Source organism: Synechococcus sp. B60.1, assembly GCF_047462555.1.
GTDB lineage: Bacteria > Cyanobacteriota > Cyanobacteriia > Thermostichales > Thermostichaceae > Thermostichus.
The window spans coordinates 1-25,866 of sequence record NZ_JANSJN010000030.1; the positions used below are offsets into that span (position 1 = coordinate 1).

At 60.2% G+C, this 25,866-nt stretch carries 18 protein-coding genes, 1 tRNA gene and 1 pseudogene; 15 read left to right on the top strand and 5 right to left on the bottom strand.

Translation table 11 applies throughout. The features are described from left to right. From NW863_RS05060 to NW863_RS05110, 11 genes and pseudogenes are all read left to right on the top strand, one after another. Positions 1 to 336 (top strand): annotated as a pseudogene (locus tag NW863_RS05060) (zinc ribbon domain-containing protein); the annotation flags it as partial. A 57-nt stretch (positions 337 to 393) separates the two neighbouring features. Continuing rightward, on the top strand, positions 394 to 780 hold the full coding sequence (locus NW863_RS05065) for a response regulator (RefSeq protein ID WP_414364951.1): 387 nt from the start codon (positions 394 to 396) through the stop codon (positions 778 to 780). Further along, complete coding sequence (locus NW863_RS05070; protein WP_414364926.1) at positions 777 to 1,142, top strand: response regulator transcription factor; 366 nt, start codon at positions 777 to 779, stop codon at positions 1,140 to 1,142. Before NW863_RS05065 ends, NW863_RS05070 begins: the two co-directional genes overlap by 4 nt. 110 nt (positions 1,143 to 1,252) lie before the next feature. Further along, positions 1,253 to 1,771 carry a CheW domain-containing protein gene (locus NW863_RS05075; RefSeq protein WP_414364927.1) on the top strand — a complete coding sequence of 173 codons (519 nt, stop codon included), beginning with the start codon at positions 1,253 to 1,255 and terminating at the stop codon, positions 1,769 to 1,771. A gap of 334 nt (positions 1,772 to 2,105) precedes the next feature. After that, positions 2,106 to 4,541, top strand: a complete 2,436-nt coding sequence (locus tag NW863_RS05080; RefSeq protein WP_414364929.1) for a methyl-accepting chemotaxis protein — start codon at positions 2,106 to 2,108, stop codon at positions 4,539 to 4,541. 179 nt (positions 4,542 to 4,720) lie between these two features. Then, the gene (locus NW863_RS05085; protein ID WP_414364930.1) at positions 4,721 to 10,069 is read left to right on the top strand and encodes a response regulator; all 5,349 of its coding nucleotides are present in this window, start codon (positions 4,721 to 4,723) and stop codon (positions 10,067 to 10,069) included. A gap of 119 nt (positions 10,070 to 10,188) precedes the next feature. Continuing rightward, positions 10,189 to 10,848, top strand: coding sequence for a DUF305 domain-containing protein (locus NW863_RS05090; protein WP_414364932.1), 660 nt, complete (start codon positions 10,189 to 10,191; stop codon positions 10,846 to 10,848). 112 nt (positions 10,849 to 10,960) lie between these two features. Beyond that, the gene (locus NW863_RS05095) at positions 10,961 to 12,586 is read left to right on the top strand and encodes an apolipoprotein N-acyltransferase (RefSeq protein WP_414364933.1); all 1,626 of its coding nucleotides are present in this window, start codon (positions 10,961 to 10,963) and stop codon (positions 12,584 to 12,586) included. An 88-nt stretch (positions 12,587 to 12,674) separates the two neighbouring features. After that, positions 12,675 to 12,747: transfer RNA gene (locus tag NW863_RS05100), tRNA-Thr, on the top strand. A gap of 159 nt (positions 12,748 to 12,906) precedes the next feature. Continuing rightward, a complete protein-coding gene (gene cbiT / locus NW863_RS05105) occupies positions 12,907 to 13,512 on the top strand; it encodes a precorrin-6Y C5,15-methyltransferase subunit CbiT (RefSeq protein WP_414364935.1) in 606 nt (201 codons plus the stop codon). Between the two features lie 186 nt (positions 13,513 to 13,698). Further along, on the top strand, positions 13,699 to 13,911 hold the full coding sequence (locus NW863_RS05110) for a hypothetical protein (RefSeq protein WP_414364937.1): 213 nt from the start codon (positions 13,699 to 13,701) through the stop codon (positions 13,909 to 13,911). A 310-nt stretch (positions 13,912 to 14,221) separates the two neighbouring features. Here the strand turns inward: NW863_RS05110 and NW863_RS05115 are convergent, their stop codons facing one another. After that, positions 14,222 to 14,623, bottom strand: coding sequence for a septal ring lytic transglycosylase RlpA family protein (locus NW863_RS05115; protein ID WP_414364939.1), 402 nt, complete (start codon positions 14,621 to 14,623; stop codon positions 14,222 to 14,224). A gap of 363 nt (positions 14,624 to 14,986) precedes the next feature. On the opposite strand from NW863_RS05115, the gene NW863_RS05120 reads away from it, so the two are divergent. Together NW863_RS05120 and NW863_RS05125 are read left to right on the top strand one after the other, a co-directional pair. After that, positions 14,987 to 16,246, top strand: a complete 1,260-nt coding sequence (locus NW863_RS05120; protein WP_414364953.1) for an RNA-guided endonuclease InsQ/TnpB family protein — start codon at positions 14,987 to 14,989, stop codon at positions 16,244 to 16,246. Positions 16,247 to 16,564: 318 nt separating this feature from the next. Further along, complete coding sequence (locus NW863_RS05125) at positions 16,565 to 16,816, top strand: ferredoxin-thioredoxin reductase variable chain (RefSeq protein WP_414364941.1); 252 nt, start codon at positions 16,565 to 16,567, stop codon at positions 16,814 to 16,816. Here NW863_RS05125 and NW863_RS05130 read toward each other — a convergent pair. Then, the gene (locus NW863_RS05130; protein ID WP_414364942.1) at positions 16,813 to 17,286 is read right to left on the bottom strand and encodes a phycobilisome protein; all 474 of its coding nucleotides are present in this window, start codon (positions 17,284 to 17,286) and stop codon (positions 16,813 to 16,815) included. The genes NW863_RS05125 and NW863_RS05130 overlap by 4 nt on opposite strands. A gap of 229 nt (positions 17,287 to 17,515) precedes the next feature. Here NW863_RS05130 and ftsH point away from each other — a divergent pair, with 229 nt between their 5' ends. After that, complete coding sequence (ftsH, locus tag NW863_RS05135; protein WP_414364944.1) at positions 17,516 to 19,432, top strand: ATP-dependent zinc metalloprotease FtsH; 1,917 nt, start codon at positions 17,516 to 17,518, stop codon at positions 19,430 to 19,432. A 134-nt stretch (positions 19,433 to 19,566) separates the two neighbouring features. On the opposite strand, the gene glgP is transcribed toward ftsH, so the two are convergent. The 3 genes from glgP to NW863_RS05150 form a co-directional block, all read right to left on the bottom strand. After that, positions 19,567 to 21,768 carry an alpha-glucan family phosphorylase gene (gene glgP, locus NW863_RS05140; RefSeq protein WP_414364945.1) on the bottom strand — a complete coding sequence of 734 codons (2,202 nt, stop codon included), beginning with the start codon at positions 21,766 to 21,768 and terminating at the stop codon, positions 19,567 to 19,569. Between the two features lie 411 nt (positions 21,769 to 22,179). After that, positions 22,180 to 23,376, bottom strand: a complete 1,197-nt coding sequence (locus NW863_RS05145; protein WP_414364946.1) for a SpoIID/LytB domain-containing protein — start codon at positions 23,374 to 23,376, stop codon at positions 22,180 to 22,182. A 269-nt stretch (positions 23,377 to 23,645) separates the two neighbouring features. Continuing rightward, positions 23,646 to 24,173: a nucleoside deaminase gene (locus NW863_RS05150; RefSeq protein WP_414364947.1), complete on the bottom strand. Its 528-nt coding sequence runs from the start codon at positions 24,171 to 24,173 to the stop codon at positions 23,646 to 23,648. Positions 24,174 to 24,372: 199 nt separating this feature from the next. Between NW863_RS05150 and NW863_RS05155 the strand changes: the two genes are divergently transcribed. Beyond that, positions 24,373 to 25,614, top strand: a complete 1,242-nt coding sequence (locus tag NW863_RS05155) for an HhoA/HhoB/HtrA family serine endopeptidase (RefSeq protein ID WP_414364949.1) — start codon at positions 24,373 to 24,375, stop codon at positions 25,612 to 25,614. Positions 25,615 to 25,866 lie beyond the last annotated feature (252 nt).

Below are 25,866 nucleotides of genomic sequence, written 5' to 3' on the forward strand. Positions count from 1 at the left end.
GGGCGTTCTCCCAGTGGAGACAGTTTCTGGAGGACAAGGCAGCAAGAGCGGGGGTGAAGGTGGTGTTAGTATCGCCTGCCTACCCTTCGCAAACTTGTCACCGGTGTTTGTGGCTTGGGCAACGGGAAGGGAAGCGTTTTCGTTGTGTCAACCCGGCCTGTGGCTGGGAAGGGGATGCAGATCTCAACGGTGCTAACGGGATTGCCCTTTTTGGGGGCCGCTGTAAACCGGCCTGGAAGTCCGGGGTTGGCTTGCCAACTGCAGGGCTACCCTTCGCGTCAGCGGCGCGTAGCGCTTAAGCCCGCTCGGTACCGCTTAGCGGTCGGAGTCGGGTAGTTTACGCAGCCGCTAGAGTTGACCAGACCCGCAAAACACAACAGGAGCGAGATGACCATGAGCAAAGTGCTGGTGGTGGATGACAACCGTACCTACCTAGAGACTATTGCCAACCTGCTCTCCGAAAACGGGTTGGAAGTCTCCACCGCGATGGACGGTGTAGAGGCGATGGACATCATTCGTCAGCAGAAGCCCGACGTGGTGGTGCTGGACATCGTCATGCCTCGCATGAATGGCTACGAAGTGTGCCGGGAAGTGAAGGGAGATGAAAGCACCAAGCACATCCGCATTGTCGTGTGTTCCACCAAAGATCAAGCCTTTGATATCGAGTGGGCTAAGCGCAATCAAGCCGATGCCTATGTAACCAAACCTTTCAAGCCTCAAGAGCTACTAGCTACCATCAAACAGCAGTTGCGGGAGATCAAGGAGACCAGACAAAAATGAGTCGCGTCTTGGTGGTGGAAGACAGCCAATCTCAGCGGGAGATGATCAGCAAGTTGCTGCAGGAAAACGGCTTCGAGGTGATGACGGTGGGAGATGGGGTGGAAGCCATAGAGGCGGTGAAGCAAAACAAACCCGACCTGATTGTGCTTGACATTGTCATGCCGCGTATGAATGGCTACGAGGTGTGCCGTCTCCTCAAAGCCGACCCGCTCACCCAAAAAACCCCGATTGTCATGTGTTCTTCCAAAGGGGAAGAGTTCGACCGCTACTGGGGGCTCCGCCAGGGAGCAGATGCCTATATTGCCAAACCTTTTCAGCCGCAGGAACTGGTGGGTACGATTAAGCAATTACTGAGAGGCTAGGAACCGCCCATCCTGCCTCTATGCTTTCCGGCAGAGCCCAAAAGGGCTCTAGGCCCTGGGCAAGGGAGCGGTGGCCACCTCTCCACAGACCATCAATACGGGGGAGCGTCATGCTGGGGGATCTGGACTTATTGATGGGGGATGAGACCCAAGAATTGCAGGAAATAGAGGCTCCTGAGGGAGAGCTTTTCCTAAAATTCAAGGTTGCTACTGGGGAGGAATTTGCGTTGCCCGCGGTATCGGTTGTGGAGGTGATGAGCATCGGCCCCGAGAAAATTACCCCCATGCCGAATGTCGCCCCAGTTCTGCTGGGCACTCTGAACTTGAGGGGCGAAATCATCTGGGTTGCGGATCTGGGCCAGTTTTTGGGGATCAGCCCGCCCCTCAACCTCGACCGCGCCGAGCTCCCTGTGGTGGCCGTAATGGATCAACAGGATTTGCTGATGGGCCTGGCTGTGGATTTAATTGTGGGCATGGAGTGGCTGAAGACTGAGTCGGTGCGGCCTGTCCTCGTGGCTCCTAAGTCGATAGCTCCTTTCTTGCGAGGGGAATGGGTGGTGCCTGCGACGGGAGCCCGCTTGCCGCTGCTGGATCAGTCGGCCATCCTGAGATCCGACCGTTGGGGGTGAGGAATGGCTAGCCGCCAGTTCGGCAGAAATGCGGAAATGTATAGTTTCTATCGTAGTCAATTTCCAAAGCCATTCACAATGGAAAGAATGGAGCCGATCTTGTTCCCTAGAGATTTGCACCAGGCCAGCCGGGGAGCATGGCTGTGCTACCCCAATGTTTTACGGAAGGAGGGCAAGAGCCCATTCTTTGTTGGGAGCAGGGCAGCCAGTTGGGAGAGGTAACCCATCTGTAGCCCAACAACTCTAAAGGGTTTGGGCGGGTTGGTGTTGGGTGAGTTCTGGGCATTTGGGTTGAAGCAGCAACAGAGGTAGCCAAGCAGGGAAAGGAGGGTCCATGGTTTCGAGCGCGAACAATCAGAGAGACTTTACCGAGGCGATGGTCGCCTTTTGGCAGGGAGACTACGTCGAGGCAGTGCGGTTGTTCAACCAGGTAGCCGCTGCTCAGCCGCAGGATACTGCTGTCAAGTTGCTGCTGGCTTCGGCCCAGAAGCAAGCGGGGCAGTTGCTGGAAGCCCGCCATACCTACGATACCATCCTCAAGACGGCCAGCGATCCTGAGGAGCTGGAGTCGGCCCGCAGGGGCCTGGAGGAGCTGTTGCAGATGGCGCCGGAGCTGGCGGACGTCCCCTCTCCGGTGCAGGAAGGCAACCTCCAACCTCAAGGGGAGTTCCCACCTCAAGCGCAGGAGGCGGCTCCCTTTCCCCAGTTTGAGTTTGAGGCGATGAGGGAACAAGAGGCCGACCCCTTTGCTCGGGATCCCTTCTCGATGGGAAGCGACGGCTTTGCCGCTGATGAGATGACTTTTGGCGAGGAAGAAAGCTTTGCGGCTCCTTTTGAGACAAGGCTAGAATTGGAGCCGGCGGATCCGTTTGCCTTCTCTCACCCGCTGCCCGCTAACCCTCAGGTAACGCCACTGAGGGTTCCAGGCGGGATCGACTTGCAAGCAGGCAGGGAGCAGCCTCAGACAGGCCCGGCAGTCGATGACGATTTTGCCTTCCTCAACGAATTCGACCAGCAGCACCTCCAAGATTCAGGCAGCGATTTTATCACGCAGTTGGCTAGCGATGCGGACTTTCCCGAGGAGATAGGCTTCTCCCTACCCACTTTTGCGGAAGAGGAGGTGGGATCCCTAGAGGAGAGCTTGCCAACAGAATTGGCTGCCCCCATGAGTGAGCCGATCCCTGCCCCCGAAGAAGACACGACCAGCGTTGCCTCCGCCCCTTTCGAGCTCGATGAGCTGGACCGTCTGGATCGCGAACTGGCCGGCATGGATGGCAGCGAGCCGGCGGCCTTTTATCCCGAGGAGGGCAAGACAGGAGAGACGGGTAAAACGGTACCAAGCTTGCCTACGCTCACTGTTCCTCTCCCTAGCATACCCGGGCAGGAACTGCCTAGCCGACTGACGGCCAATCAGTTGACGCTGGCGCTGATCCAAGGAGCTGTGAGTTTGGCTGCTGGCTTGGTCATCGGCCTTGGGATCCCGGCCAATGGGGGAGCTCGCTGGATTGGGGGGGTCATTGGAGGGGGAGTTGTCGGCGCAGGAGTTGGGGCTGTACTTGCAGCTAGCAGTGCCAAACACATTCGCTCCACCGTCCAAGAGTTGTCCAGTCACTTCGCTGCCTTGGCCCAGGGGAATTACTCCGTAAGGGCAGAGGCGAGAGGGGATGACGAGTTGGGTCGCTTGGCCAACAGCTTTAACCAAATGGCCGCCGCCCTTGAGGCCCATTTTGCCGATCTAAGCCAGCGGGCCGCCGAGCAAGGACAAGCCAAGGAAGACTTGCAACGGCAGGTAATTCGCCTCCTGGATGATGTGGAGGGGGCAGCCCGTGGAGACTTGACGGTGCGGGCGGAGGTCACTGCCGATGTCCTCGGCGCTGTTGCTGACTCTTTCAACCTGACCATCCGCAGCTTGCGGGACATCGTGATCCAAGTGAAGCGGGCCGCCGCTGCTGTCAACGACGCTGCTTTGCAGAATGAGGACTTTGCCCGCAGCCTCTCTGCCGACGCCTTGCGCCAGGCGGAGGAAATTTCCAACTCCCTCAACTCCATTCAGGAGATGACGGAATCAATTCAAGAGGTGGCCAACAACGCCCGCGAGGCAGCGAATGTCACTGCCCAGGCCACAGAAGCGGCTGCCCGGGGTGGAGAAGCGGTGGATCGCACGGTGGCCAGCATCCTGGAAATTCGGGAAATGGCAGCAGAGACAACCCGCAAGGTGAAACGCTTGGCGGAATCCTCGCAGGAGATCTCCAAGATTGTGGCTTTGATCTCACAAATTGCTTCGCGCACCAACTTGCTTGCCCTCAACGCCAGTATTGAGGCCGCTCGGGCCGGCGAGGCGGGACGAGGCTTTGCTATCGTGGCGGATGAGGTGCGACAACTGGCCGACCGGGCCGCCAAGGCTTCAAAAGAGATTGAGCAGATTGTGCTGCAGATCCAGTCGGAAACCAGCAACGTCATGACAGCCATGGAGGAGGGGACGCAGGTGGTTATAGAGGGAACAAGGCGGGCCGAGCAGGCCAAAAACAGTCTGGATGAGATCATCGAGATCAGCCACCAGATCGACGGATTGGTGCGGGCGATTTCTCAGGCTACTGTGCAACAAACAGAGACCTCCCGCGCTGTAGCCCATCTCATGCAGTCAGTGGCGCTGACAGCCAACGAGACGTCCGAGGAGGCGCAGAAGGTAGCCAGCTCGCTGCAACAGTTGGTGAGCATCGCTCGCGAGCTGCAAGCTTCTGTCGGTCGCTTCCGGGTGGGGGATGAATGAGCAAATTTGCTCGGTTCGCGGGCATCCTAGGGACAAGGATCCCGATGGGAAGCTGCCGCGCTTCAGGGACATCAGGATCCCTCTGTCGCAAAGCAGAATTCGGGCATAGGAAAGCTTCCCCTGTCCGATCTGTTACTACTGATATGAGTACCTGTGGGCTGTAGGAGGAACCTCCTGCCATGAATGAAGAAGCACAAAAGCGGATCCTCAGTTACTTCATCGAAGAAGCCCGCGACCACTTGGCCACGATCGAGCAGGGGCTCCTCAGCCTGCGGGACAGCGTGAGCGATCCTGAGCTGATCAACGAGTTGTTCCGAGCTGCCCACTCCATCAAAGGCGGAGCAGCCATGCTGGGCCTCACCAGCATTCAGCAGACTGCCCACCGCCTAGAGGATTTCTTCAACGTGTTTCGCTCTCGCCTGGGCGAAGTGCCGGTGGATCAGCACTTGGAGACGCTGCTGCTGCGAGTTTTTGATGGGCTGACGGCGCTTTTGGACGAGCTGCAAAGCCCTCGCGGTCTCACCCAGGAGTTCAGCAACTCGACGCTGGCGGAACTGGAGCCAGTTTTTCAGGAGACTGAAAACTACATTCAGAGCCTTCTCGGCGCTGGCCCTGTCTCTAGACCTGCTCCGGCTGCCCCCCCGCCACCAGCAGCCCGCACTCTACAACAAGAGATGGCGGAAGTGGTGCCGCAGCAGTTGCGGCAGATGTTGGAGCTGTTCAAGCGCGGGGATCAGCCGGGCGTTCGCGAGCAGTTGCTGGCGGCCAATGCTGTTCTCAAGCAGATCGGGCAAGTGCATCATCTGGTGGGCTGGCAACAGTTAACCGAAACCTTCGAGCAAGCCCTGGGCAACCCCGACGCCGATCTGCGAACGTTGGCGTTGGTTGCCTTGCGGGATTTGAAGCAAGGGCAGCAACTTGTCTTGGCGGGGAGAGCCGAAGAGGTGGCGGCTTCGGCGGAATTGCAGCAACTGGCTCACCCTGTGGCTCCCGCTGCACCCCCAGATCCTTTGGAGGTGGTGGTTCATCAGCGGATCCCAGCCCTGTTGCGCCAGATGCTGGAGCTGTTCAAACGTCCCGATGACCCAGCTACGCGGCCCGCTTTGCAAAGCTTGGTTCAATCGCTCCAGGAGGTGGGAGAGGCTGAGTCTGTGGATCTGGGTGGCTGGACAGCCCTAGCCCGCCTAATTGGCGAGATCTTGGCGGATCCCGCCCAGGATTTGCGGCAACTGGCTCTGCCGGTTCTGCGAGATTTGAAACAGGCTCACCAGGCTCTGGCCAGCGGAGCAGCGCATACCATCCAGCCCTCCTCTGAGTTGTTGGCCTTCCGCCCTGTGCCGCCGGCCCTTGAGGAGCCAGGGATCCCCACCTCCTTCGACCTGGGCCCTGTTGGAGAGCCAGAGCCACTCTTCCGTGAACCCGCGAGCACGGCTGCCCCAGCGGACTGGGCGGCTGCTGGGATCCCGGCAGAAGAATCCTCTGCAGCCGAGGGGAGCCAGCAACCTGGATCAGAAGAGGCGACCCCCGTCGAAGCAACCCTGCAAGCGGAGGGGTCGGAGAGCGTGGAGGCGGCCTGGGATCTGCTGGTCGGGCAGCCGCCGTCCCCTTGGGAGATGGACGGTGTCCTGGCAGGCGAGGAGAGCCCAGGGCTGAGCTGGTCGGAGATGTCCACCGAGACTTTGACCGAGGAAGACTGGCAAGCAGCCGCCGACCTTGCCCAAGAGGGCGTCGCCGCGCCGGAAGAAGCTGCAGCAGTACTCCACGGGTCGCAGGACAGGCTAGGCTTTGGCTCAAGCGACTTCGAAGCGACTCCTTTAAGTCTGGAAGCAGAAGCCTCCTCCGCCTTTGACGAGCTGTTTGCCAACGCAGAGCAGCTATCCGATATTGAGGAGCCACCGCCGGAGCTGATCCCTCCTTCCCCTGAGCCTTTCTCGCAGGTGTTCGAGGAGCTGAGCCCAGAAGAGGGGAGAGGGGAAACGGATTTGGCGGAGCTGTTTGCCGCAGTAGTGGACGAAGCAGCAGCAGAGCTGGCCTCTGTCGAGCCTACCGAGCTGAGAGGGGCCGAGGAAACAAGTCAGGCCGTCTGGGATGTCCCTCTGGCGGCCCAAGTTGCTGCGGCAAGCCTCGAGGAAGCCCCGGCTGCAGACGAAGCTGCAAGTGCCGGAGTGGAGGCCTTGTTCGAGCTCGAGGAGCTTGCAGTAGAGAGTTCTCCTCTGCAGGAGCTGTCCCAGTTGCCTGACCTTGGGGCTGCTCCCGACAGTGGGCCGGAGGCAGATCTCTGGGTAGAGGAGTTGTCTTCGTCCCTCCAGCCGATCCCTGGGGATGGGGAGGCGGCAGCAGACTTGCGGGCCGAGTTCTCTGCCGACCTCTGGCCTGAGGACTTTTCTGTTCCCGATGAGACGGGATCCCTGACATTTTTGGACTCTGCTGCTGAAGGCAGCCTGGAGGGCCTTGTCTCGGCAGCGGATCAGGCCTGGTCGAGCCTAGAAGAAGCCAGCGAACCTTCCACATCTTTCGAGGCGGCTCCTGAACTCTCTTTTGGCATCGCCGACTTTGGCGTGGCCGCAGTTGAGCAGCTTGAAAACCTCTTCGCTGAGGAATCTTCGCCTGCTTTGGAGGGATTTGCCGCTGCGCCGGAGAGCGTCTTGGCCCCTTCCGATGAGCCGACGGCAGCGGAAACCCCAGACCTGGGGGCGAAGCTGGGCCTAGCCGATCTCTTCGCCGGGGAGACACTGGAGGACGCCCCGGGCACTGGGGATGCGGCAGAAGCCCAGGACTGGGCTCTTTTGGAGAACCTCTTCCCGGTTCAGGAAGGAGCTCTCTATCCGGAGGGGCAGCCCGCGGAGTCCTTCGACCGCCTCGAGGCTCTCTTTGCCGAGGAGCCTGATACCGAAGGGCTAGGTGCGGCGATTGGGGGATCCCTTTCGGCTCTGGATAGCGATGGCGACGGCCAGGTGGATCTGGAGGAGCTGAGCCAGTTCCTTGCTGAAGCGGCGAGCACCCAAGAAGACCTACTCCCCGACGCCGCCGTCTCCCTAAGCAACACAGAAGCTTTCCAGGCAAGCAGTCTGGCTGAAGTGTCCCTGCCCGAGCCGCTTGTGGCTGCCCCAGAGCAGGACAGGGATTCTCAGCCGGCAGAGGACGATCTGGCCAGCCAACTGGAAAGCCTGTTCACAGAGGATGAATTCTTGGCTGCCCAGAGCGCGACCGTTTCCCCAGATGAGATGCGGCCCTTGGAGGAAGAAGCGCCGGAAGCCTCTCCTGCCCCAAGTTTGGACGATTTGGCTGCCCTCTTCGATGCCGCCGAACCAGCGGTGCCGCCTGAGCTGGAAGAGGTCATCGCTCCTATTGTGGGATCCCCTGCAGCCGTGAGCAGCGAGGTCGCCGATGATTTCGCAGCCCAACTGGAATCCCTCCTAGGCGATCTCGAGGTTGCCCCCCAGGCCTCTGCAGCAGCGCCGGCGCCTTCTCCGCCCGCTGTTGCCACTGCCCCGGCAACTCCCGCTCCGGCAACAGCCGCCCCCACGGCACCGGCTACCCCAACCCCACCGACCCCACGGCGATCTGCTCTCAGCAACCCTGTGATGCGGGTGGAGGTGCGCCACCTTGACTCCATCAACAACTTGGTGGGAGAGCTGGTGGTCATCCGCAACAGCATGGAGCAAAACCAAACTCGCCTGCGCCAGTTTCTGGATGGCCTATTGGGCCGGGTGCAACAGCTAGGGGAGCTGGGCCAGCGCATGCGGGATCAGTACGACCGCTCGTTGCTGGAAGCGGCGCTGTTCTCCAGCCGCAGCAGCGCGGCAACGGTGGGGTTCGGCCGGAACGGCGAGGAATCTACTCGGGGGCGGGTGGGGCACTCCATAGGCCAAGAGTTCGACAAGTTGGAGATGGATCAGTTTACGACCTTCCACACTCTGGCCCAGGAGATCATTGAGCTCATCGTGCGGGTACGCGAGTCTTCCTCCGACATCGAGTTTGCGGTGGATGAGGCAGAGCAGATCACCCGCCAATTCCGCCAGGTCACCACCCAACTGCAAGAAGGCCTGAACCGGGCGCGCATGGTGCCCTTCGCGCAAATTGCCGACCGCCTGCCCCGCGCCGTCCGTGATCTCTCCATCAAAACGGGCAAACAGGCCAGCCTGGTGGTGGAAGGCCGCGACACCCTCATCGACAAAGCCATCCTGGAAGAGCTTTCCGACCCGATGACCCACCTGGTGAACAACGCCCTGGTGCACGGGATCGAGCCCCCTGAGGAGCGGCGCCGCTTGGGCAAGCCCCCTGAAGGCAAGATCACCGTCAGGGCCTTCTACCAAGGCAACCAGACAATCATCGTTGTCGCCGACGATGGCGCCGGCATCCCGGTGGAGAAAATCAAGGCCAAGGCGCAAAGGCTGGGGCTGCTGTCAGAGCAGGCAACCGAAGACGAAGTATTCAACGTCCTCTTCCACCCCGGCTTTAGCAGCCGTGAGGCCAGCGAGGTGGACGACCTGGCCGGGCGGGGGGTTGGCTTGGATGTGGTGCGCCGCAACATCACCGATCTGCGCGGCAGCATCCAAGTGGATTCCGTGCGCGGCAAAGGCACCACTTTTACCATCCGCCTGCCGCTTACCTTAAGCATTTCCAAGGCGATGGTGTGTGTCAGCGACAAAGCCCTGATCGCCTTTCCTCTCGACGGTGTGGAGGAAATGCTGGATGTTCCCGTCGATGAGGTGCAGCCGGATGAACAGGGGCGGCCCTCCATTCCCTGGCGGGATCAACGCCTTCCCTTCCAACCCCTCTCGAATCTGTTGTCCTACAGCCGCAGCCACAGCCGCAGCCGCTCCGAGGTCTACAGCGTTGCCCAGGATGAGGGCATCATCCCCATTGTTGTCCTCCAAAGTGCCGGCCAGTACCTTGCCCTGCAGGTGGACAGCTTTGTGGAAGAGCAGGAAATCGTGATCAAGCAATTGCGCGGGCCTGTGCCCAAACCACCTGGCATTTCTGGGGCAACGGTGCTGGGCAATGGTCGCGTGCTGCCCATTGCTGATGTCCTTGAACTGGTGGATATGGCCCAAGGCCGCCGTCGCGATCTCAGCCGCCTCTGGGCAGAGCGTCGCGCTGCGGAGCCACGTGCCGAGGAAACCCATCAAACCACGGTGCTCATTGTGGATGACTCGATTGCGGTGCGGGAGCTGCTCTCCATGTCCTTCCAAAAGGTGGGCTACCGGGTGGAGCAAGCCCGCGATGGACAGGACGCCTGGGAAAAGCTTCGCGGTGGCTTGCGCTGCGATCTCATCTTCTGCGACATCGAGATGCCGCGCATGGACGGCCTGGAGTTGCTCTCCCGCATACGGGCAGACAGCAACCTCAAGCATATTCCGGTAGCTATGCTTACCTCAAGGGGGGCAGAACGGCACCGGCAGACAGCCCGGGAGCTGGGAGCCACTGCCTACTTCACCAAGCCCTACTTGGAGGAAGAGTTGTTCAGCGCTGCCGCTCGCATGTTGCAAGGGGAGCAGTTGTTGACACCCAACCCCACTTCCTGAACTGGCGACGCCAGGGGTGCCCAGATGGGGGCACCAAGCTAAGGGATCCCACTCTGGCTGGCAGGGTCGCCAAAGGGCTTGACTCTAGAGGGGACTGGAGGGCGTAGGATATTGACCTGTTGTCCTCGGAGGAAGCGGTGATGCGCCTAACTGTCTGGGCTCTCATCCTGGCTGGTGGGCTTGTCCTGGACACTCTCTGGGTTGGCAGGGAGCTGGAGCCAGAGGCAACTGCTCATGAGAACAAGGGAGAGCTCTCAATCGATAGAGCTCATCGGATTAGCCTAGGCCCTGCCGACGAATCCTTCGATCTGCGGTTTCTGGATGCGATGATCCTCCACCACGAGGGAGCGGTGAGCATGGCCGCAGAGGCTCTGCAAAAATCCCGGCGGCGGGAAATTCTTCAGTTGGCCAGGGCCATTGTGGCAGCGCAAAGCCAAGAAATCAAGCAGATGCAAGGCTGGCGGCTGAGTTGGTACCCGCAAGCTCCCCAGGAGCCCGTGATGTGGCATGAGGAGATGGGCCACCAGATGACCATGACGCCGGAGATGGCTGCCGCCATGCGCATGGATACCGACCTGGGATCCGCTGACCCCAAGTTTGACCTGCGCTTTCTGAAAGCTATGATTCAGCACCACGAGGGGGCGCTAGCTATGGCCCAAGAGGCTCTGGAAAAATCCAAGCGCCCTGAGATCCGGCAACTGGCAACAGCCATTGTTACCACCCAGCAGGTAGAGATTGAGCAAATGCGGGCCTGGCAACAGCGGTGGTATCCGCAGTAGGGCTGCTGGGACAGTTTGCAAGCTTCAGCAGGGTCTGGGAAGATGAGGGGAGGCGAGCAAGGTCGGCTCCTGCTGCTGTCCCCAGTACCCAAGGGATTCTCCTGCATTGCCAATGGCCCTAGAGCTGCCCTCCCTGCCTCAACACCTGGATTTGCTCCCACCGGTTCGCCAAAACCCAGGATCCCGAGGGTTGGCGGGGTTAGCCGTTTTGCTGCTGTGCCTGGGATCCCCCAACCGCTGGTTGCACTGGTTCCCAGGGGCACTGCTGGGCCTAGCGCCCCTGTTTCACCTTTGCGAACAACGACAGGGGTGGGGGCGCTGGCGTTTGGCCTATGGCCTGTGGTTTTGGGTGTGCCTGTACGCCTTCTGGGTGGATCCCTTCTCCCTTCAAGTGCTCAGCGCCTGGGAGATCCTAGGGGGAGCAGTGGTGGCCCCCCTGATCCCTCTGTTTTTCACAACGGCCACAGTCTTAAGTTTGCAGTTGAGCCAACCACTTCCCCCCTGGGCCCGTCCCCTAGGGGTGGCCACGGTCTGGACAGGGCTGGATGGGCTGCTGGGTCTGCTCCGCTGGCCGATTCCCTTCCACTGGGGATCCCTGCTCTTTGACTGGCCCCTCGGGATCCAAATTGCCGATCTCACTGGGATCTGGGGAGTGACCTTTTTTGCTGTGTTCGTCAACGGCGTGGTTTGGCAGCTGGCCGAGCAGCTCCGCCGCCAGTGGAGGGCGGAGGGATCCTTAAGGGGAGCACTTGGCGCTGGGGCCAAGAACCCCGCTATCCGGCGCACGCTGGCCTGCAGCCTAGGTCTGGGGGGGCTAGTCTTGGCCTACGGCAGCCTACGGCTGGCCTACTTTGATGCTTTGGCGGCGGAAGGGGCTCCCAGCTTTCGCGTGGGGGCGGTGCAGCAGGTGGCCTGGCTGGAGGCGGATCGCAGTTGGGACTACCGCAGCGAGCGCTACCGGGAGCTGCATCAGCTTTCGGCCCAGGCGGTGGCCGAGGGGGCGCAGTTGGTGATCTGGCCGGAAGGAGCCCTGCGGGCCCGATTACTGAACACCCCCCTGCAACCCTATGTGATCGAGCTGATGCAAGCCATCCTCCCCCCGGAAGGGGCCTTGATTACGGGAGCCACGGAGCCGGATCCCCGCACAGCTCACCTGCCGGAGGAGGAGCAACGGTTTTTCAACACCGCCCTCCTCTTTGACGCCCGGGGCCAAGTGCTGGATTGGTTTGGCAAGCAGTGGATCTTCCCCTACTTTGAGTCAGGGCGCTACGTGCCCTCCCCCGATGGCTATCGGCCGCTGGCGGGAGGAGAGCTGTTTGGGCCTTTGGGGGTGATGATCTGCCTGGAGAGCGTTCTGCCTGCCCCCAGCCGAGCTCTGACCCGCGCGGGAGCTGAGTCCTTGATTGTCATCTCGGACGATAGCTGGTTTGGCAACAGCCACTGGCCACTGCTCCACGGGCGGCTCTCGGTTTTCCGGGCGGTTGAAAACCGGCGCAGCGTGGTCTTTGTCAACAACACCGGCGGCAATCTAGTGGTGGATCCCTCCGGTCGAATGCAACGGGTGGGCCCGATTTTTCAGCGCGGGGTGGTCAGCGGAGAGGTCAGGCGGCAATCTCAGGTCACCTTCTACACGCGCACAGGCGACTGGCTGGCCTGGCTGACCTTGGGTCTCTCTTTGGGATTGTGGCCCTGGGGATCCCGAGCAAGGCAAGGATGCGCTAGGATAGATAGGCCTTAACACGAATCCAAGTCGGCTTTCCCGTCCCCCGTTCCCAGTTTGCGCTGCTGAACTGGCCGAACAAAGGGATGTGGGGGTATCCAAAATTGCTGATGTAGCTCAGTCGGTAGAGCAGCTCACTCGTAATGAGCAGGTCATCGGTTCGAGTCCGATCATCAGCTTTGGAGCTTTGTGCGGCCCTCACGGGGACTTCTGCCCTAGGTTGGCCTAGAGCGGGGATCCCCTCTCCCCGCAGGAGGACATAAAGAGCATAGCCAGTCGGTTGGGCCTTCGCCTTATGCTGAGGAAGATGGCCATTTTCGCGGCAGCGGTCTTTGGCGATGGCAACCCCCTTCTCTTGGCCCTACCGCACCCCAGGGATCCCGGACTCTGCCTTTGAGCGGATCCCGGGGATCCCGATGAGCCCCCGCGAGGTGCGCGTGCTGGTGCTAAGCCAGTTGCGCTTGGGGGAAGACCACTGCCTGTGGGATATCGGCGCCGGGACAGGCACCATCGCCATCGAAGCGGCCATTCTCTGCCCCAAAGCTCAGGTGATCGCCATTGAGCGAGATGCAGAGGTGGTCAGCCTGATCGAGAGCAACTGCGAGAAATTCGGCCTCAACAACGTGCAGGTAATCCAGGGCACTGCCCCCGCTTGCTTGCACCAGCTCTCTCCGCCCCCCGATCGCATCTGTATCGAAGGCGGCCATCCCCTACGGGAGATCCTGGAGGCCTCCTGGAACCATCTCAAGCCCAACGGCAGGATTGTGGCAACCACCAACTCTCTGGAGGGGCTCTACGGCCTCTCTACCGGGCTGGCTGCCGTGCGAGCTCATCATGTGGAGGTGATCCAATCGGCCGTGAACCGCCTGGAACACCGCGGTCGCACCCAACTGTTGCTGCCTTTGGATCCCACCTTTGTGTTAAGCGGGGAAAAATCCAGCTAAATCTCATAAGAAATCGTTTACATTTTTTGCAAATTCCTTCGAAAAGTAATGGGCTCAAGAAAATTGAGCTAGCCCAAGCTCTCTAGAGATGGGCAAAGCGCAAACCTTAAGCTATGCCGATATTTCTAGATTGCAGACTTCCATTTGCTCTTATACCAGAGACAGAGAGCTGCGGATCCCAGGGCCATGGATGGATTGCGACACCCCTTTCCCGAATCGCGAGAAGTGAGGCTGCGACAACTATTGATTCGAGAGCGCTGGCCGGAAATGCTGAAGGGCTGCCGGGCCTGCATCCATTGGGACGACTTCAAGCGACCCGAATGCTGCGGCGACTGTGGCATTGGCGATCGCCGCAGACAAGAAGCAGAAAACCAGCCCAGCAAATCTTCAGGCATTTAGCTTAATCGGCGGGAAGCCCCGCACTGTATTGGTGAATTGTGTTGGCTCAAGAGCCAATCAGTGTCGCGATGAAAGCCGTTCGTGCTGCAATTGAGGCGAACAAGTTAAATCTTTGGAGAGTTTCTCGCCGTGGGTCGCACGGTGGCAGCACGCTGAGACCTCTGTACAAACAAGTCTGTGAAGCGTGAAGCCCGTACTCTATTTGATGAGTTGTGTTTACTCAACGAAGATGAGTGTCGGGAGTCGTTTATCCTGGGCAGATTCTCCCCATCGGGAGCCGACTCTAGTAGTTATTTTTGCCCAGCAATTTCTACCTTAGGCTCATCAAAAGGCCGGAGAGAGGAACTTCCTGGGGAGGCAACAGACGCACCTCTACTTTCGCCACTCCCTGCTCATAAATGCCTAGCTCACGAGCGGCAGCCGTCGAAATGTCCAGATCTCGACCGCGAACAAAGGGGCCCCGATCCAGAACATCCACCACCACTCTGCGCCTGGGATCCTCGGGATTGGTCAACAACAAGCGCGTGCCAATGGGCAAAGTGCGATGGGCGGCAACAAAGTCCTGCTCAGGTCGAAAGACGCTGCCATCCTTGAGTCGATTCCAGCTCTGGCCAGGAGGCAATTGGCCATAGTGGCTCACCACCATGTGTTCCCCTTCCCCTGGAACAGGCGGCAACAATGCAATCAAAGCACCGGTCAACCAATCGATCATCCGTTTTTCCTCGTCAAAGTCTCCCAAAAACGTGTCCGGGAATACACTGACGAGCCCCACCGATCCCGGGTTCCCCAGAGGGATCCTTCGGCTGAAGTCAGTAGGCTTGGGTGGGGGCAATGCTCCTAGAATCCGGCCCGGCTCCGTGGGGCGAGGGGATCCCGGAGAAATGCAAACCACTGTATCAATTTCTACATAGTTCTCTACATTCTGCAGGCTTCATTAGGGGCTGAGCTAGAGTGTTTCCAGCAGGCTCCTGGGGTGGGCTGCCTTTTCAGCTAGAAACCGCAGGAGCCGCGCCCTGTACCCCCGGAGGGGGGCCGGTCAGGGGCGGGAGGAATGCGGACGACGGATAACTGTGACATGGCCCAAGTCCTGACTATCTCCTGCAAGCTCAAGGTGTCTGTGTCGCAAGCCGCCAAGCTGGAGGCGACACTTGATGCTTTTGCGCGAGCCTTGCTCGCGCCAGCGGGCCGGAGGCCTTACTGGGTCAACCAAAGCACGCCAGAGAAGATAGTCAACGCCGTCAAGCTCCAATCGCTCTGCTACCGCGAAATTCGTACCCGCTTTGGACTATCCAGCAACCTGGCACAACAGGTGTGCAGAAGAAGGTTGGCCGCTGCACGTAAGATTGCCCAACAGAAAAACCGTTCAGTTAAAGCGTTCAAGGGCGGATTTGTTACCTACGATGCCCGCATCTTCTCTTTCCGGGAAAAAGACTGGACGGTGTCGCTGACCACCGTTGAGGGGCGGGAACGCTTTGAGTTGGCAATGGGCAACTACCAGCGGGGCGTGTTGGCAGGCACTAATCCCAAATCGGCCACGCTCATCAAACGCAAAGATGGTTCTTACTACATCCAGATTGGCGTGGAGCACGACCCACCGGAGCCACGAGACACTGCTAAGGCGGTTGGGGTGGACTTGGGTAGGAGAGATATTGCCCATACCTCTGAGGGAGACCACTGGAATGGACAGCAGTTGAACTGGGTCAGAGACCACTACTCCCGCTTGAGAGCGGCTCTGCAACGCAAGGCCGGTAAGGGCCCACGCAGCACTCGGCGCAGGTGTCGGGAGCTGCTGCAACGGCTGTCTGGTCGGGAGAGGCGCTTTCAAGCTTGGGTGAACCACTGCATCTCCAAGTCCATTGCTTCCAGGGCACTGGCCACCCACAGTTTTATTGCCTTGGAAGACCTGACCGGGATCCGTGAACGAGTCAACCAACAGCGGCGCAGCAAGAGAGAGCGGCGGCGGGCGAACAGTGAGGCCTACGGCCCGCTAGCGCGAGGGGCGTTCTACCCGTTGCGGCAGTTTGTGCACTACAAGGCCGCCAGAGCAGGGATCCAGGTTGTGGTGGTGCTGCCTGCCTACAGCTCGCAGACCTGCCACCAGTGCTTCTGGCTTGGGCAACGGGAAGGGAAGCATTTTCGTTGTGTCAACCCGGCCTGTGGTTGGGAAGGGGATGCAGATTTGAACGGTGCTAACGGGATTGCCCTTTTGGGGGTCGCTGTAAACCGGCCCCCGGCCCCCCTTACATCCCCCCGTATACGGGGGGAACGAGGGGGGTCCGTGGTTGGCTTGCCAACTGCAGGGCTACCGTTCGCGTCAGCGGCGCGTAGCGCTTAAGCCCGCTCCGTACCGCTGAGCGGTCGGAGTCGGGTAGTTTACGAGGCTAAGTACCCCGACTGATCGCGTCAGCGGGCTTGGGGCTCTTGGTCAGCAATTGGCAGGAGTAGCAATGCCAGCCTCGCAACTGCAAGCTGGGCGCGAGACCAGCCTGGCCAAGCTTCGCAAGGAACGCCGGAGGGCAACCACTCGAAGGAGTTTGCATGAGGTCGCTACTGGCAAGCAGCTATGGCAAAATGCCAACTTGGGGGATTGCTAATTTTTGACGTTCAACGGTTGGAGGGCACGGCTCCTAACAGCGCCGTGTAATGGTGTGTGATGAAAGTCGGAGATCGAGTGCGGGTGCGTACCAGCGTGATCGTCTATCACCACCCGGAGCATCGCAATCAACCTTTTGACCTCAAAGGGATGGAGGGAGAAGTGACGGCTGTGATCCAAGACTGGAACGGTCGCCCGATCAGCGCTAATTTTCCCTTTCAGGTGCAGTTTGGGAATAAGTTCCGCGCCCATCTGCAGGCCGACGAGCTGGAGGTGATCGAGTCGAGCCCCTCCTCCGAGACTGCAGCCTAGGTGAGACCCAGCAGGGTACGGTTGGTTTCCAGGATCGGCTGGATCAAAGCAAACTCCGCGGGGGTGAGGTACTTGGCTATCACCTCTTGCAAGAAGCGGTAGGTGGCCTCACAACTGCGCTGGGTGCGGAAGGCCCGCATCAAGGTCTGAAACCAGTAGAGAAATCGCTCCTTGTAGCGCTGCTCATCGTCTAGGAGCATGGCCAAAGCTGAGAGACGCAAAACCCGCACCGTGTCAGCCTTCCATTTGTTGCTGAAGTCTTCTACTCCCCGCATGAGCAAGTAGGGATCCAAGGCCCGCAGCTTTGCCTCCACCTCGCGGATGATCTCGGCCTCCGCCTCCTGGATTTTGCGATAGGCGCCCAGGCGCAGCTCAAAGGAGGCCAGGTAGGTCTCCATGAACTGCATCTCTTCATCTCTGAGGTAGCGTCCGTCGGCAGCCAGGCTCAGTTGGCGCAGTTGAGTCAACATGGGGATTCCCTAGAAAACCAAGGAAAGAGGGGAAATGCCGCCCTTTCGTCCCCGATCCTAGCCGCAAGCCCGTTGACAAAAGTGCGCGATCCTACGGATCTTCGACTATTCTCCCCGGCCTCTTAGCCGGGTTAATATTAATTAATAGTCTATCGTTGCAGGAATCCACTCGACCCCAGATGCCATCTGTGAGTTCGATAAAAAGCACCCTTTGGGAGGAAATGCTTCCGTGAGTCAGAAAGGTAAAAACAAAAAATGGAGAAGTGCCGGGTTGTATGCGTTGCTGGCCATTGTCTTGATCTCGCTGGCCACAACCTTCTTCGGCACCCGTCCGGCTGAGCGTCTGGAGATTAGCTACTCCGACCTAATGAGCCGCGTGGAACGGGGCGAGGTCAGCAAAGTCTTGGTCGAGATTGCCCCCGATGGCCGCCAAATCGCCATTGCCGAGGCGGAGATCAACAACCGCGCCACCCAAGTGCAGGTCAACCTGCCTCCCCTCACCCCCGATTTTGAGAACACCTTGCTTTCCCAAGGGGTGGAGCTGGCGGTGCGCCCGGTTCAGGAGGAGGGTCTGCTTGGGCGCATCCTCAGCACCTTCCTCTTGCCCGTCCTGCTGCTGCTTGGCCTGTTTTTCCTGCTGCGCCGAGCCCAGAACGGCCCTGGCAGCCAAGCGCTCAACTTCGGCAAGTCGAGGGCGCGGGTGCAGATGGAGCCAAAAACTCAGGTTACCTTCAACGATGTGGCCGGCGTTGACCAGGCCAAGCTGGAGCTGGCGGAGGTAGTGGACTTTTTGAAAAACCCTGAGCGGTACAACGCTCTAGGCGCTAGGATCCCGCGCGGGGTGTTGCTGGTTGGCCCCCCAGGTACGGGTAAAACCCTGTTAGCCCGTGCTGTGGCCGGAGAGGCGGGTGTGCCCTTCTTCTCCATTTCCGGTTCCGAGTTTGTGGAGATGTTTGTTGGGGTAGGGGCCTCGCGGGTGCGGGATCTGTTCGAGCAGGCCAAGCAAAATGCCCCTTGTATTGTCTTCATCGACGAAATCGATGCCGTGGGTCGGCAGCGGGGAGCCGGCTTGGGAGGTGGCAACGACGAGCGGGAGCAAACCCTGAACCAGTTGCTGACCGAGATGGACGGCTTTGAGGGCAACTCCGGCATCATCGTTATCGCCGCCACCAACCGCCCCGATGTGTTGGACGCGGCGCTGCTGCGGCCCGGTCGCTTTGACCGCCAAGTAACGGTGGATCGCCCTGACTTCCAGGGCCGCCTGGAGATCCTCAAAGTGCATGCCCGCGGCAAAACCCTGGCCGCCGATGTGGATCTGGAGAAATTGGCCCGCCGCACCCCTGGGTTTACCGGCGCAGACCTGGCCAACCTGCTCAACGAAGCGGCCATCCTGGCGGCCCGCCGCAACCTCACGGAGATCTCGATGGACGAGATCAACGACGCCGTGGATCGGGTGCTGGCTGGCCCAGAGAAGAAAGATCGCCTCATGAGCGAGCGGCGCAAGGAGCTGGTGGCCTACCACGAGGCAGGACACGCCCTGGTGGGATCCCTCTTGCCCAACTACGATCCCATTCAAAAGGTCACCATCATTCCCCGTGGCCAGGCAGGCGGCCTCACCTGGTTTATGCCTAGCGATGACGACATGGGCCTGACCACCCGTGCCCACTTGAAAAACATGATGACTGTTGCCCTGGGGGGCCGGGTGGCGGAGGAGGTCGTCTATGGCGAGGCGGAGGTGACCACGGGGGCAGCCAGCGACCTACAGCAGGTGGCCCGCATTGCCCGCAACATGGTCACCCGCTTTGGCATGAGTGACCGCCTAGGCAACGTGGCCCTGGGCCGCCAATATGGCAACATCTTCCTAGGCCGTGAGATTGCTGCCGAGCGGGATTTCTCTGAGGAGACGGCGGCCCTCATCGACGAAGAGGTGCGGCGGCTGGTGAATGAGGCCTACCAGCGGGCCACCTACCTGATCCGGGAAAACCGCGCCCTCTTGGATCGCATCGCCCGCCGCTTGGTGGAGGCCGAAACCATCGATGGAGAAGAGCTGCAGGCAATCATCGATAGCTCAGAGGTGGTGATGCTGCCGCCTGAGGAGGAGCCGGAGCCGCTGACCTTCCCGGTAACCCTCAACGCCAGCGCCTAGACCTGGGATCCCTGCCTTTCCCCTTGAGGAGGGCAGGGATCTCACTTTTTGCATGATGATAGCCATCTCCCCTCTCCCTCTGGGAGAGGGGCTGGGGGTGAGGGCCATTCCTCTGGGAGAGGGGCTGGGGGATCCTAGCTGACCACAGCCGAACCTGAGAAAGTCCGGCTCACCTCTGCTTCCAGGGGCTGAGGCTCGTAGATTTTCAACACGTACTCAGCCACCATGCGGTCGGTGTTGAAAACCGGGTTGAGGGTGCGGATTGCTTCTTTCATGCGGGCAATCCAGCGGCGCGGGATCCCTTTTTCATCCCGGTCGTAGAACATGGGGATAATCTCGTATTCCAATACATCGTAGAGGGAGTTGGCGTCCAGATCGTCTTGGGTGGCTGGGTCCAGGCCTTCGATCTCTTGGCCGATGGCCCAGCCATTGCGGCCGTTGTAGCCTTCGGGCCACCAGCCATCCAAAACAGATAGGTTAAGCCCCCCGTTGAAGCCCACTTTTTGCCCGGAGGTGCCGGAGGCCTCCAGAGGACGCCGCGGGGTGTTGAGCCACAGATCCACTCCTTGGATCAAATTGCGGCTGACGTAGGCATCGTAATTCTCAATAAAGGCAACCCGGTGAGCCACCTCAGGTCGATTCGACCATTCCACCACCCGTTGGATCAGGCGCTTGCCTTCTTCGTCCCGCGGGTGCGCCTTGCCGGCAAAGATAATTTGCACGGGGTACTCTTTGTTAGTGAAGATGCGAGTGACGCGCTGCAAATTTCGCAGGATTAGATCTCCCCGCTTGTAGGTGCTAAAGCGCCGGGCAAACCCAATCGTCAAGATCTTGGGATCCAACAACTGGTTGACAGCCTGAATGCGCTCGTTGCTTTCGCCGCGGTTGCGCCGCGCCCGCAACACCCGATGACGGGTAAAAGACACCAACCGCTCGCGCAGGGCTTCCTTGCGCCGCCACAGCTCCTCATCGGGAATTTCTTCCACCTTGGCCCACAGCTCCGGATCCGATACCCGCTCCGGCCAGTCGGGACCCAGGTATTGGTCGTAGAGGTTCCAGAAGAGGGGGGCAACCCAGGTGCGGGCGTGAACCCCGTTGGTAATGGAGCCGATGGGCACCTCATCCACCGAGCGCTCGGGGTAGAGCACATGCCACATCTGGCGAGAGACGCGCCCATGTAACTTGCTCACCCCATTGGCTGCCCGCGCATAGCGCAAGGCCAGCACCGTCATGTTGAAGGGCTCCCAGGGATCCCCGCCGCGCCGCGCTCCCAGAGCCAAAAACTGCTCCCGCGTCAAGCCCAGTTGTGGCCAGAAAGAGGCAAAGAAGGCATCCATCTCGTTGGGGCTGAAAGCATCGTGGCCAGCCGGCACCGGCGTGTGAGTGGTGAACACACATTTCTCCCGCACCTTGGCCTCTGCTGCCTCAAAGGGCGTGCCCCGCGCCACCTCCTCTCGCAGCAGCTCCAGGGTCAAGAAGGCGGCATGCCCCTCGTTCATGTGATAGACCATGGGATCCAGGCCCAACTGGCGCAGCAGGCGCACCCCCCCGATGCCGAGGATACACTCCTGGGCAATGCGCGTATCGGTGCTGCCGCCGTAGAGATGGGCAGTAATCCAGCGGTCGATGGGATCATTCTCCGGCAGGTTGGTATCCAGCAGGAAGAGGGGCACCCGGCCCACATCCACCCGCCAGGCGTGTGCCTTCACCAGCCGCTGCCGCATTACCACTTCCACCAACAGAGGGCTGCCGTCCGGCTGCCGCACCAGCGTCAGGGGCAGCGATTCGAACTGAGAATCTTCGTAGAGCTCCCCTTGCCAGCCGCTGTTGTCCAGGCGCTGCTGGAAGTAGCCTTGGCGGTAGAGCAGTCCCACACCCACCAGCGGCACCCCCAGATCGGAGGCGGACTTGAGGTGATCGGCGGCCAACATGCCCAGGCCTCCGGAGTAGGTGGGCAAAGACTCGTGTAGGCCATACTCAGCGCAGAAGTAGGCAATAGGGCGCTGCCAGTCGTAGGTTTTCATGGTGCGTCTGGCCCAGGTATCCTCGGCCGCCATGTACTTGCGATAGGCCTGCACCATGCGATTGAGCGTGTTGAGGTAGTTGACGTCAGTAGCCAAGGCCGCCAAGCGTAAGTAAGAAACCTCCTCTAGCATGCGCACCGGGTTATGGGAGGTTTTTTCCCACAGGGTGGGATCCATTTCCCGAAAAATGGTGAGATGATCGGGGTTCCAAGTCCACCAATAGTTGCGGGCAATCTCGCACAAAGGGGTAAGCGCCTGCGGCAGCGCCGGGCAACGTTCAGGAAAAGCGGGGGCTAAGGTGGCAAGAGACATAGGGCAGATACCTGAGGTTAAAGCTATGGGCTCGAAAAAGAAGAGGTAGAGGTCGATCCCCGTAAACGTATCTCAATTATTATTGAGTCGATCCTGAGGATCCGCAAAAGAGAATTCAAGATTTCTACAAAATCTTTGGGAGACGCAACTCAGCTTTTGCGGGGCTTTCCTCGATCTTGCCACAGTGGCGTGGAGCCCTCGAAGACAGCGACCACCAGCGGACCAGCTTTCGATTCCGCCGCACTCAAGAGATGGTGTGGCATCAGAGTTGACAAGATCTGCAGAACCCCACCGAACTCTCAGGAAACCTCTCCAGAGCAATCAAAATGTTGCTACCCACAAACCCTCAAAAACTACAGCTACTTTTGCTACCAATCGGTTATTTTCTGGGTCTTTTCCCGAAGTTGAGCTCTAGCGTCCCTCCACCACGGCCAGGCGGGTGTTGCGGTAGTAGTGGCTGAGGATCTGTTGGTAGGAGTAGTTTTGGCTGGCCAGGGCGGCAGCTCCCCACTGGCTCATGCCCACCCCGTGCCCGTAGCCGCGCCCTTGGATCTCGAAGAAAGCCGGTGAGGCTGCTGCAATAGGGGTCAGGCTGGCTGTAGTGGCCGTCTCCCCGCGGGGGCTGATGGCGATCATCGTGCTGCGCAACCCCAGGGCCCGCCGGAATTCGCTGCCGCTGACGTCTTTGCTGCCTTGGGATCCCAGCAGGCGCAGGGTGATGGCCCGTCCCCAAGGGGATCGGCGCAGGATCTCGACGGAGCGAATCGCCCCGATCCCGTCAGCCAACTGCTGGAGCTGTTGGGCAGAAATGGTAGCCGTCCAGCTAAACACGGGTGACTGCTGGTCGAAATCCGGCACCCCTTGCAAGTAGGGCCGCGACTCTAGCCAAACATTGCCGGCATCATCCGTGTGGCCGCCGCTGGAGGAGTGGAAAACCGCGTTGATCAACTGCCCCTGGTGGATAAGCACCTGGCCAGCCGTCTCGCGGGCTGCCGCTTGGGTGCGGTTGGATTCGGCAGCCACCCCTTTGTAAACCTGCCAATCGACGCCATTTCCCAAGTCGAAAGGCTGCTGGGAGCGACGACTGCGGTGGTAGAGGGCATAGGTGCGGGAGGCCACGGCTTGGGCTTTGAGGGCCTCCATCGGGAAACGGTGCCCCATCTCGCTGCCCACCACGCTGGAAACGTAGTCCTCCAAGCCAACTTGGTTGATGGCGATCACCCCACTCTCGCCGGGGATCAGCTCCACCCAGCCGCGGTACCAGTTCTGGTCGATGAACACCAGCCCATCGGGGGTGGTGGGCTGTAGGTAAAGGCGTTCTCCCTGTTGGCCAGCCAAACTGACCGCCGAGCCTATCCGGCTGGCCTGCAGCGGCTGCATGGCCGGAACTTCGGCCAGTGGCCGTCCCTGGGCATCCAACAGGCGGGCCGGGGCAGAGCTGCCAAGCCTGACCTGCGGCTTGTTGATGGCAATCCCCACCCGCAGCAGCACCCGCGCCTGCACCGGGAAGGCCAAGCAGAGCCAGGCCCAGACCAGAAGGCCGATCCCCCTCAGCCAAGCCGAGGGCAGCGGAGACACAACCGGAGAGGAAAAGAGGGCTACACTCACACGTCACTCCTCTGGGTAGAGACCACCTATGAGCAGCGGATTCCATGCCCACCGATGGGGGAGGAAGGGATCCACCAGAAGATCTACAAAGCAAGGCCTGAGGAGGCAGATCTCAAAACCCACCCGAAACTCAAGCCGCTGCCTGTCCTAGGGGATCCCGGCCAGCCGCTCGCGTTAGCGGGCCGGAGGCCTTAGCCGATATGACAGTATCAAAAACCTCTCGCGGATGCACGACTTCAAGCCGACCTTTTTGTCGCCCAAGTTCCCCATTAGGTTGCCAGGGGGATCCCCCGCCGGCGGCTAAACCACTGCTGCAACAGGCGACGACACTCGGCCTCGCAAACCCCACCGATGACCTCTGGGCAATGGAAGCTGGCGGCAGAAGCGGGCACATTGAGCACGCTGCGCAGCGCGCCGGCCTTGGGATCGTCGGCACCGTAGATCACCTGGGCCAGCCGCGCTTGGCTGATCGCCCCCGCACACATGGGGCAGGGCTCGAGGGTGACATATAGCCGACAGCCTTGCAACTGCCAGTTGCCCAGGCGCTGCCCTGCCTGCCGTAGGGCCAAAATCTCTGCGTGGGCCGTGGGATCCCGATCCCGTTCCCGCCGGTTGCCGCTCAGGGCCAACAACTCTTCCCCCGGCCCCACCACTAGGGCAGCCACCGGCACCTCCCCAGCTTCTCCCGCCCGCTCGGCTTCTTGCAGGGCCAACTGCATCCAGGCGCGGTGGCGCTGCCACGGATCTCGCCCCTGGGGCAAAAAAGAAGGGAGCTTACTCGAATGGACGATTGTCATTGGGTCTTTGAGCACTGCCGTTGCCCACCAGATTTGCTAAGTTGAGCCCAAAGCTCTCACCAATCTAGAGGAATGGGTGAGGGTGGGTAGAATAGACGTAAGGTTGGACTGGGCTGGCGTCAGTTGGCAGATTTGGCGCAGGTTCTTTCCATCTTCGCATTTGTTTTCTCGGCAATACGGCTTAGCTTTGGGAGGGATCATGGCGCGGCTTCTACGGCAAACACTTTTGGCAATGACTTTGTTTGGCGGCGGCGTTGCCTACGGGGTTTGGTTGTCCTCGCCAAGGGGGCAGGAATGGTTGCAGCAAACTCCTCTTGCCATCTGGACGCGGCAGGTCCACGAAGAAATGAGATCCCTTCTGCCCTCGTCGGTGTCCCGTCCCGCAGCCGAAGGTTCTGCTTCTCCTGCCGATGCCGTACATCCCTCCAACTTTATTGCCGCTGTTGCCCAAAAGGTCGGCCCAGCGGTGGTGCGCATCGACGCCACCCGCACCGTAGCCAGCCCCATCGATCCCGAGCTGTTTAACCAGCCCCTGTTCCGCCGCTTCTTTGGGGGACAAATCCCGCAACTGCCGCAGGAGTTTCAGCAGGAAGGCACCGGATCCGGATTCATCATCGACGCCAACGGCCTCATCCTTACCAACGCCCACGTGGTGGAGGGTAGCGAGCGGGTTAGGGTTCATCTGCTGGATGGGCGCACCTTTGAAGGGCAAGTCAAAGGCTCCGATCCGGTGACCGACATCGCCGTGATCCAGATCGAGGGCGAAAATCTGCCCACCGTTACCTTGGGCAACTCCGACCGGGTGCGGCCAGGAGATTGGGCCATCGCCATCGGCAACCCGCTGGGCCTGGACAACACCGTAACGGCGGGGATCATCAGCGCCGTCGGGCGCTCCTCTGGCCAAATTGGGGCCGCCAACAAGCGGGTGACGTTCCTGCAAACGGATGCGGCCATCAACCCCGGCAACTCGGGCGGCCCACTGCTGGATGCAGAAGGTCGGGTTATTGGAGTGAATACAGCTATTTTCCAGCGGGCCCAAGGGGTGGGCTTCGCCATTCCCATCAACCGCGCCATGGAAATTGCCGAGCGACTGATCCGCGATGGTCGGGTGGACCACGCCTTCCTGGGCATTCGCATGATTACCCTCGATCCCGATTTGGTAGCGCGCCTCAACCGCGACCCCGCCCGCCCCACCCCCCTGACAGTGCAAGAAGGGGTGTTGATCGGGCAGGTGATTCCCGGATCTCCCGCTGAGCAAATTGGCCTGCAGGAAGGGGATGTCATTGTCGAGATCGACGGCCAGGCCATTCGCGACGCCGAGCAGGTACAGCAGTTGGTGGAAGCCGCAGGGGTGGGTAAGAAGCTGACGCTGCGGGTCATCCGCGATGGGCAGGCGCGCACCTTCCAGGTGAAAACGGGGGTGCTGCCGGTGGGTTCTTGAGCAGGTAAGCTGGGATCCCGGCCCCGGCTAAACCCATGGCAAGGCAAGCTCACCTTATTCTTAGCAAGCTCCCCTACGACGACTTAGCTTAATCGGTGGGAAGCGCTGCACTGTATTGGTGAATTGTGTTTACAGTCGTTATGAACTACCCCACCGCGCAGGCGGGTGGGGTTTCCCCATCCGCTTTACGGCGAGATTTTTGTCTCTTCCTCTGCCCCAGTTGCTCCGTGGATCCCGTGTACCGGGTCTCTG

Excerpts from the sequence above, each read along its gene's own strand:
- NW863_RS05065 (WP_414364951.1), top strand. The coding sequence starts at position 394 with ATGAGCAAAGTGCTGGTGGTGGATGACAACCGTACCTACCTAGAGACT.
- NW863_RS05070 (WP_414364926.1), top strand. The coding sequence starts at position 777 with ATGAGTCGCGTCTTGGTGGTGGAAGACAGCCAATCTCAGCGGGAGATG.
- NW863_RS05075 (WP_414364927.1), top strand. The coding sequence starts at position 1,253 with ATGCTGGGGGATCTGGACTTATTGATGGGGGATGAGACCCAAGAATTG.
- NW863_RS05080 (WP_414364929.1), top strand. The coding sequence starts at position 2,106 with ATGGTTTCGAGCGCGAACAATCAGAGAGACTTTACCGAGGCGATGGTC.
- NW863_RS05085 (WP_414364930.1), top strand. The coding sequence starts at position 4,721 with ATGAATGAAGAAGCACAAAAGCGGATCCTCAGTTACTTCATCGAAGAA.
- NW863_RS05095 (WP_414364933.1), top strand. The coding sequence starts at position 10,961 with ATGGCCCTAGAGCTGCCCTCCCTGCCTCAACACCTGGATTTGCTCCCA.
- cbiT (WP_414364935.1), top strand. The coding sequence starts at position 12,907 with ATGGCAACCCCCTTCTCTTGGCCCTACCGCACCCCAGGGATCCCGGAC.
- NW863_RS05110 (WP_414364937.1), top strand. The coding sequence starts at position 13,699 with ATGGATGGATTGCGACACCCCTTTCCCGAATCGCGAGAAGTGAGGCTG.
- NW863_RS05115 (WP_414364939.1), bottom strand. The coding sequence starts at position 14,623 with ATGATCGATTGGTTGACCGGTGCTTTGATTGCATTGTTGCCGCCTGTT.
- NW863_RS05120 (WP_414364953.1), top strand. The coding sequence starts at position 14,987 with ATGGCCCAAGTCCTGACTATCTCCTGCAAGCTCAAGGTGTCTGTGTCG.
- NW863_RS05125 (WP_414364941.1), top strand. The coding sequence starts at position 16,565 with ATGAAAGTCGGAGATCGAGTGCGGGTGCGTACCAGCGTGATCGTCTAT.
- NW863_RS05130 (WP_414364942.1), bottom strand. The coding sequence starts at position 17,286 with ATGTTGACTCAACTGCGCCAACTGAGCCTGGCTGCCGACGGACGCTAC.
- glgP (WP_414364945.1), bottom strand. The coding sequence starts at position 21,768 with ATGTCTCTTGCCACCTTAGCCCCCGCTTTTCCTGAACGTTGCCCGGCG.
- NW863_RS05150 (WP_414364947.1), bottom strand. The coding sequence starts at position 24,173 with ATGACAATCGTCCATTCGAGTAAGCTCCCTTCTTTTTTGCCCCAGGGG.
- NW863_RS05155 (WP_414364949.1), top strand. The coding sequence starts at position 24,373 with ATGGCGCGGCTTCTACGGCAAACACTTTTGGCAATGACTTTGTTTGGC.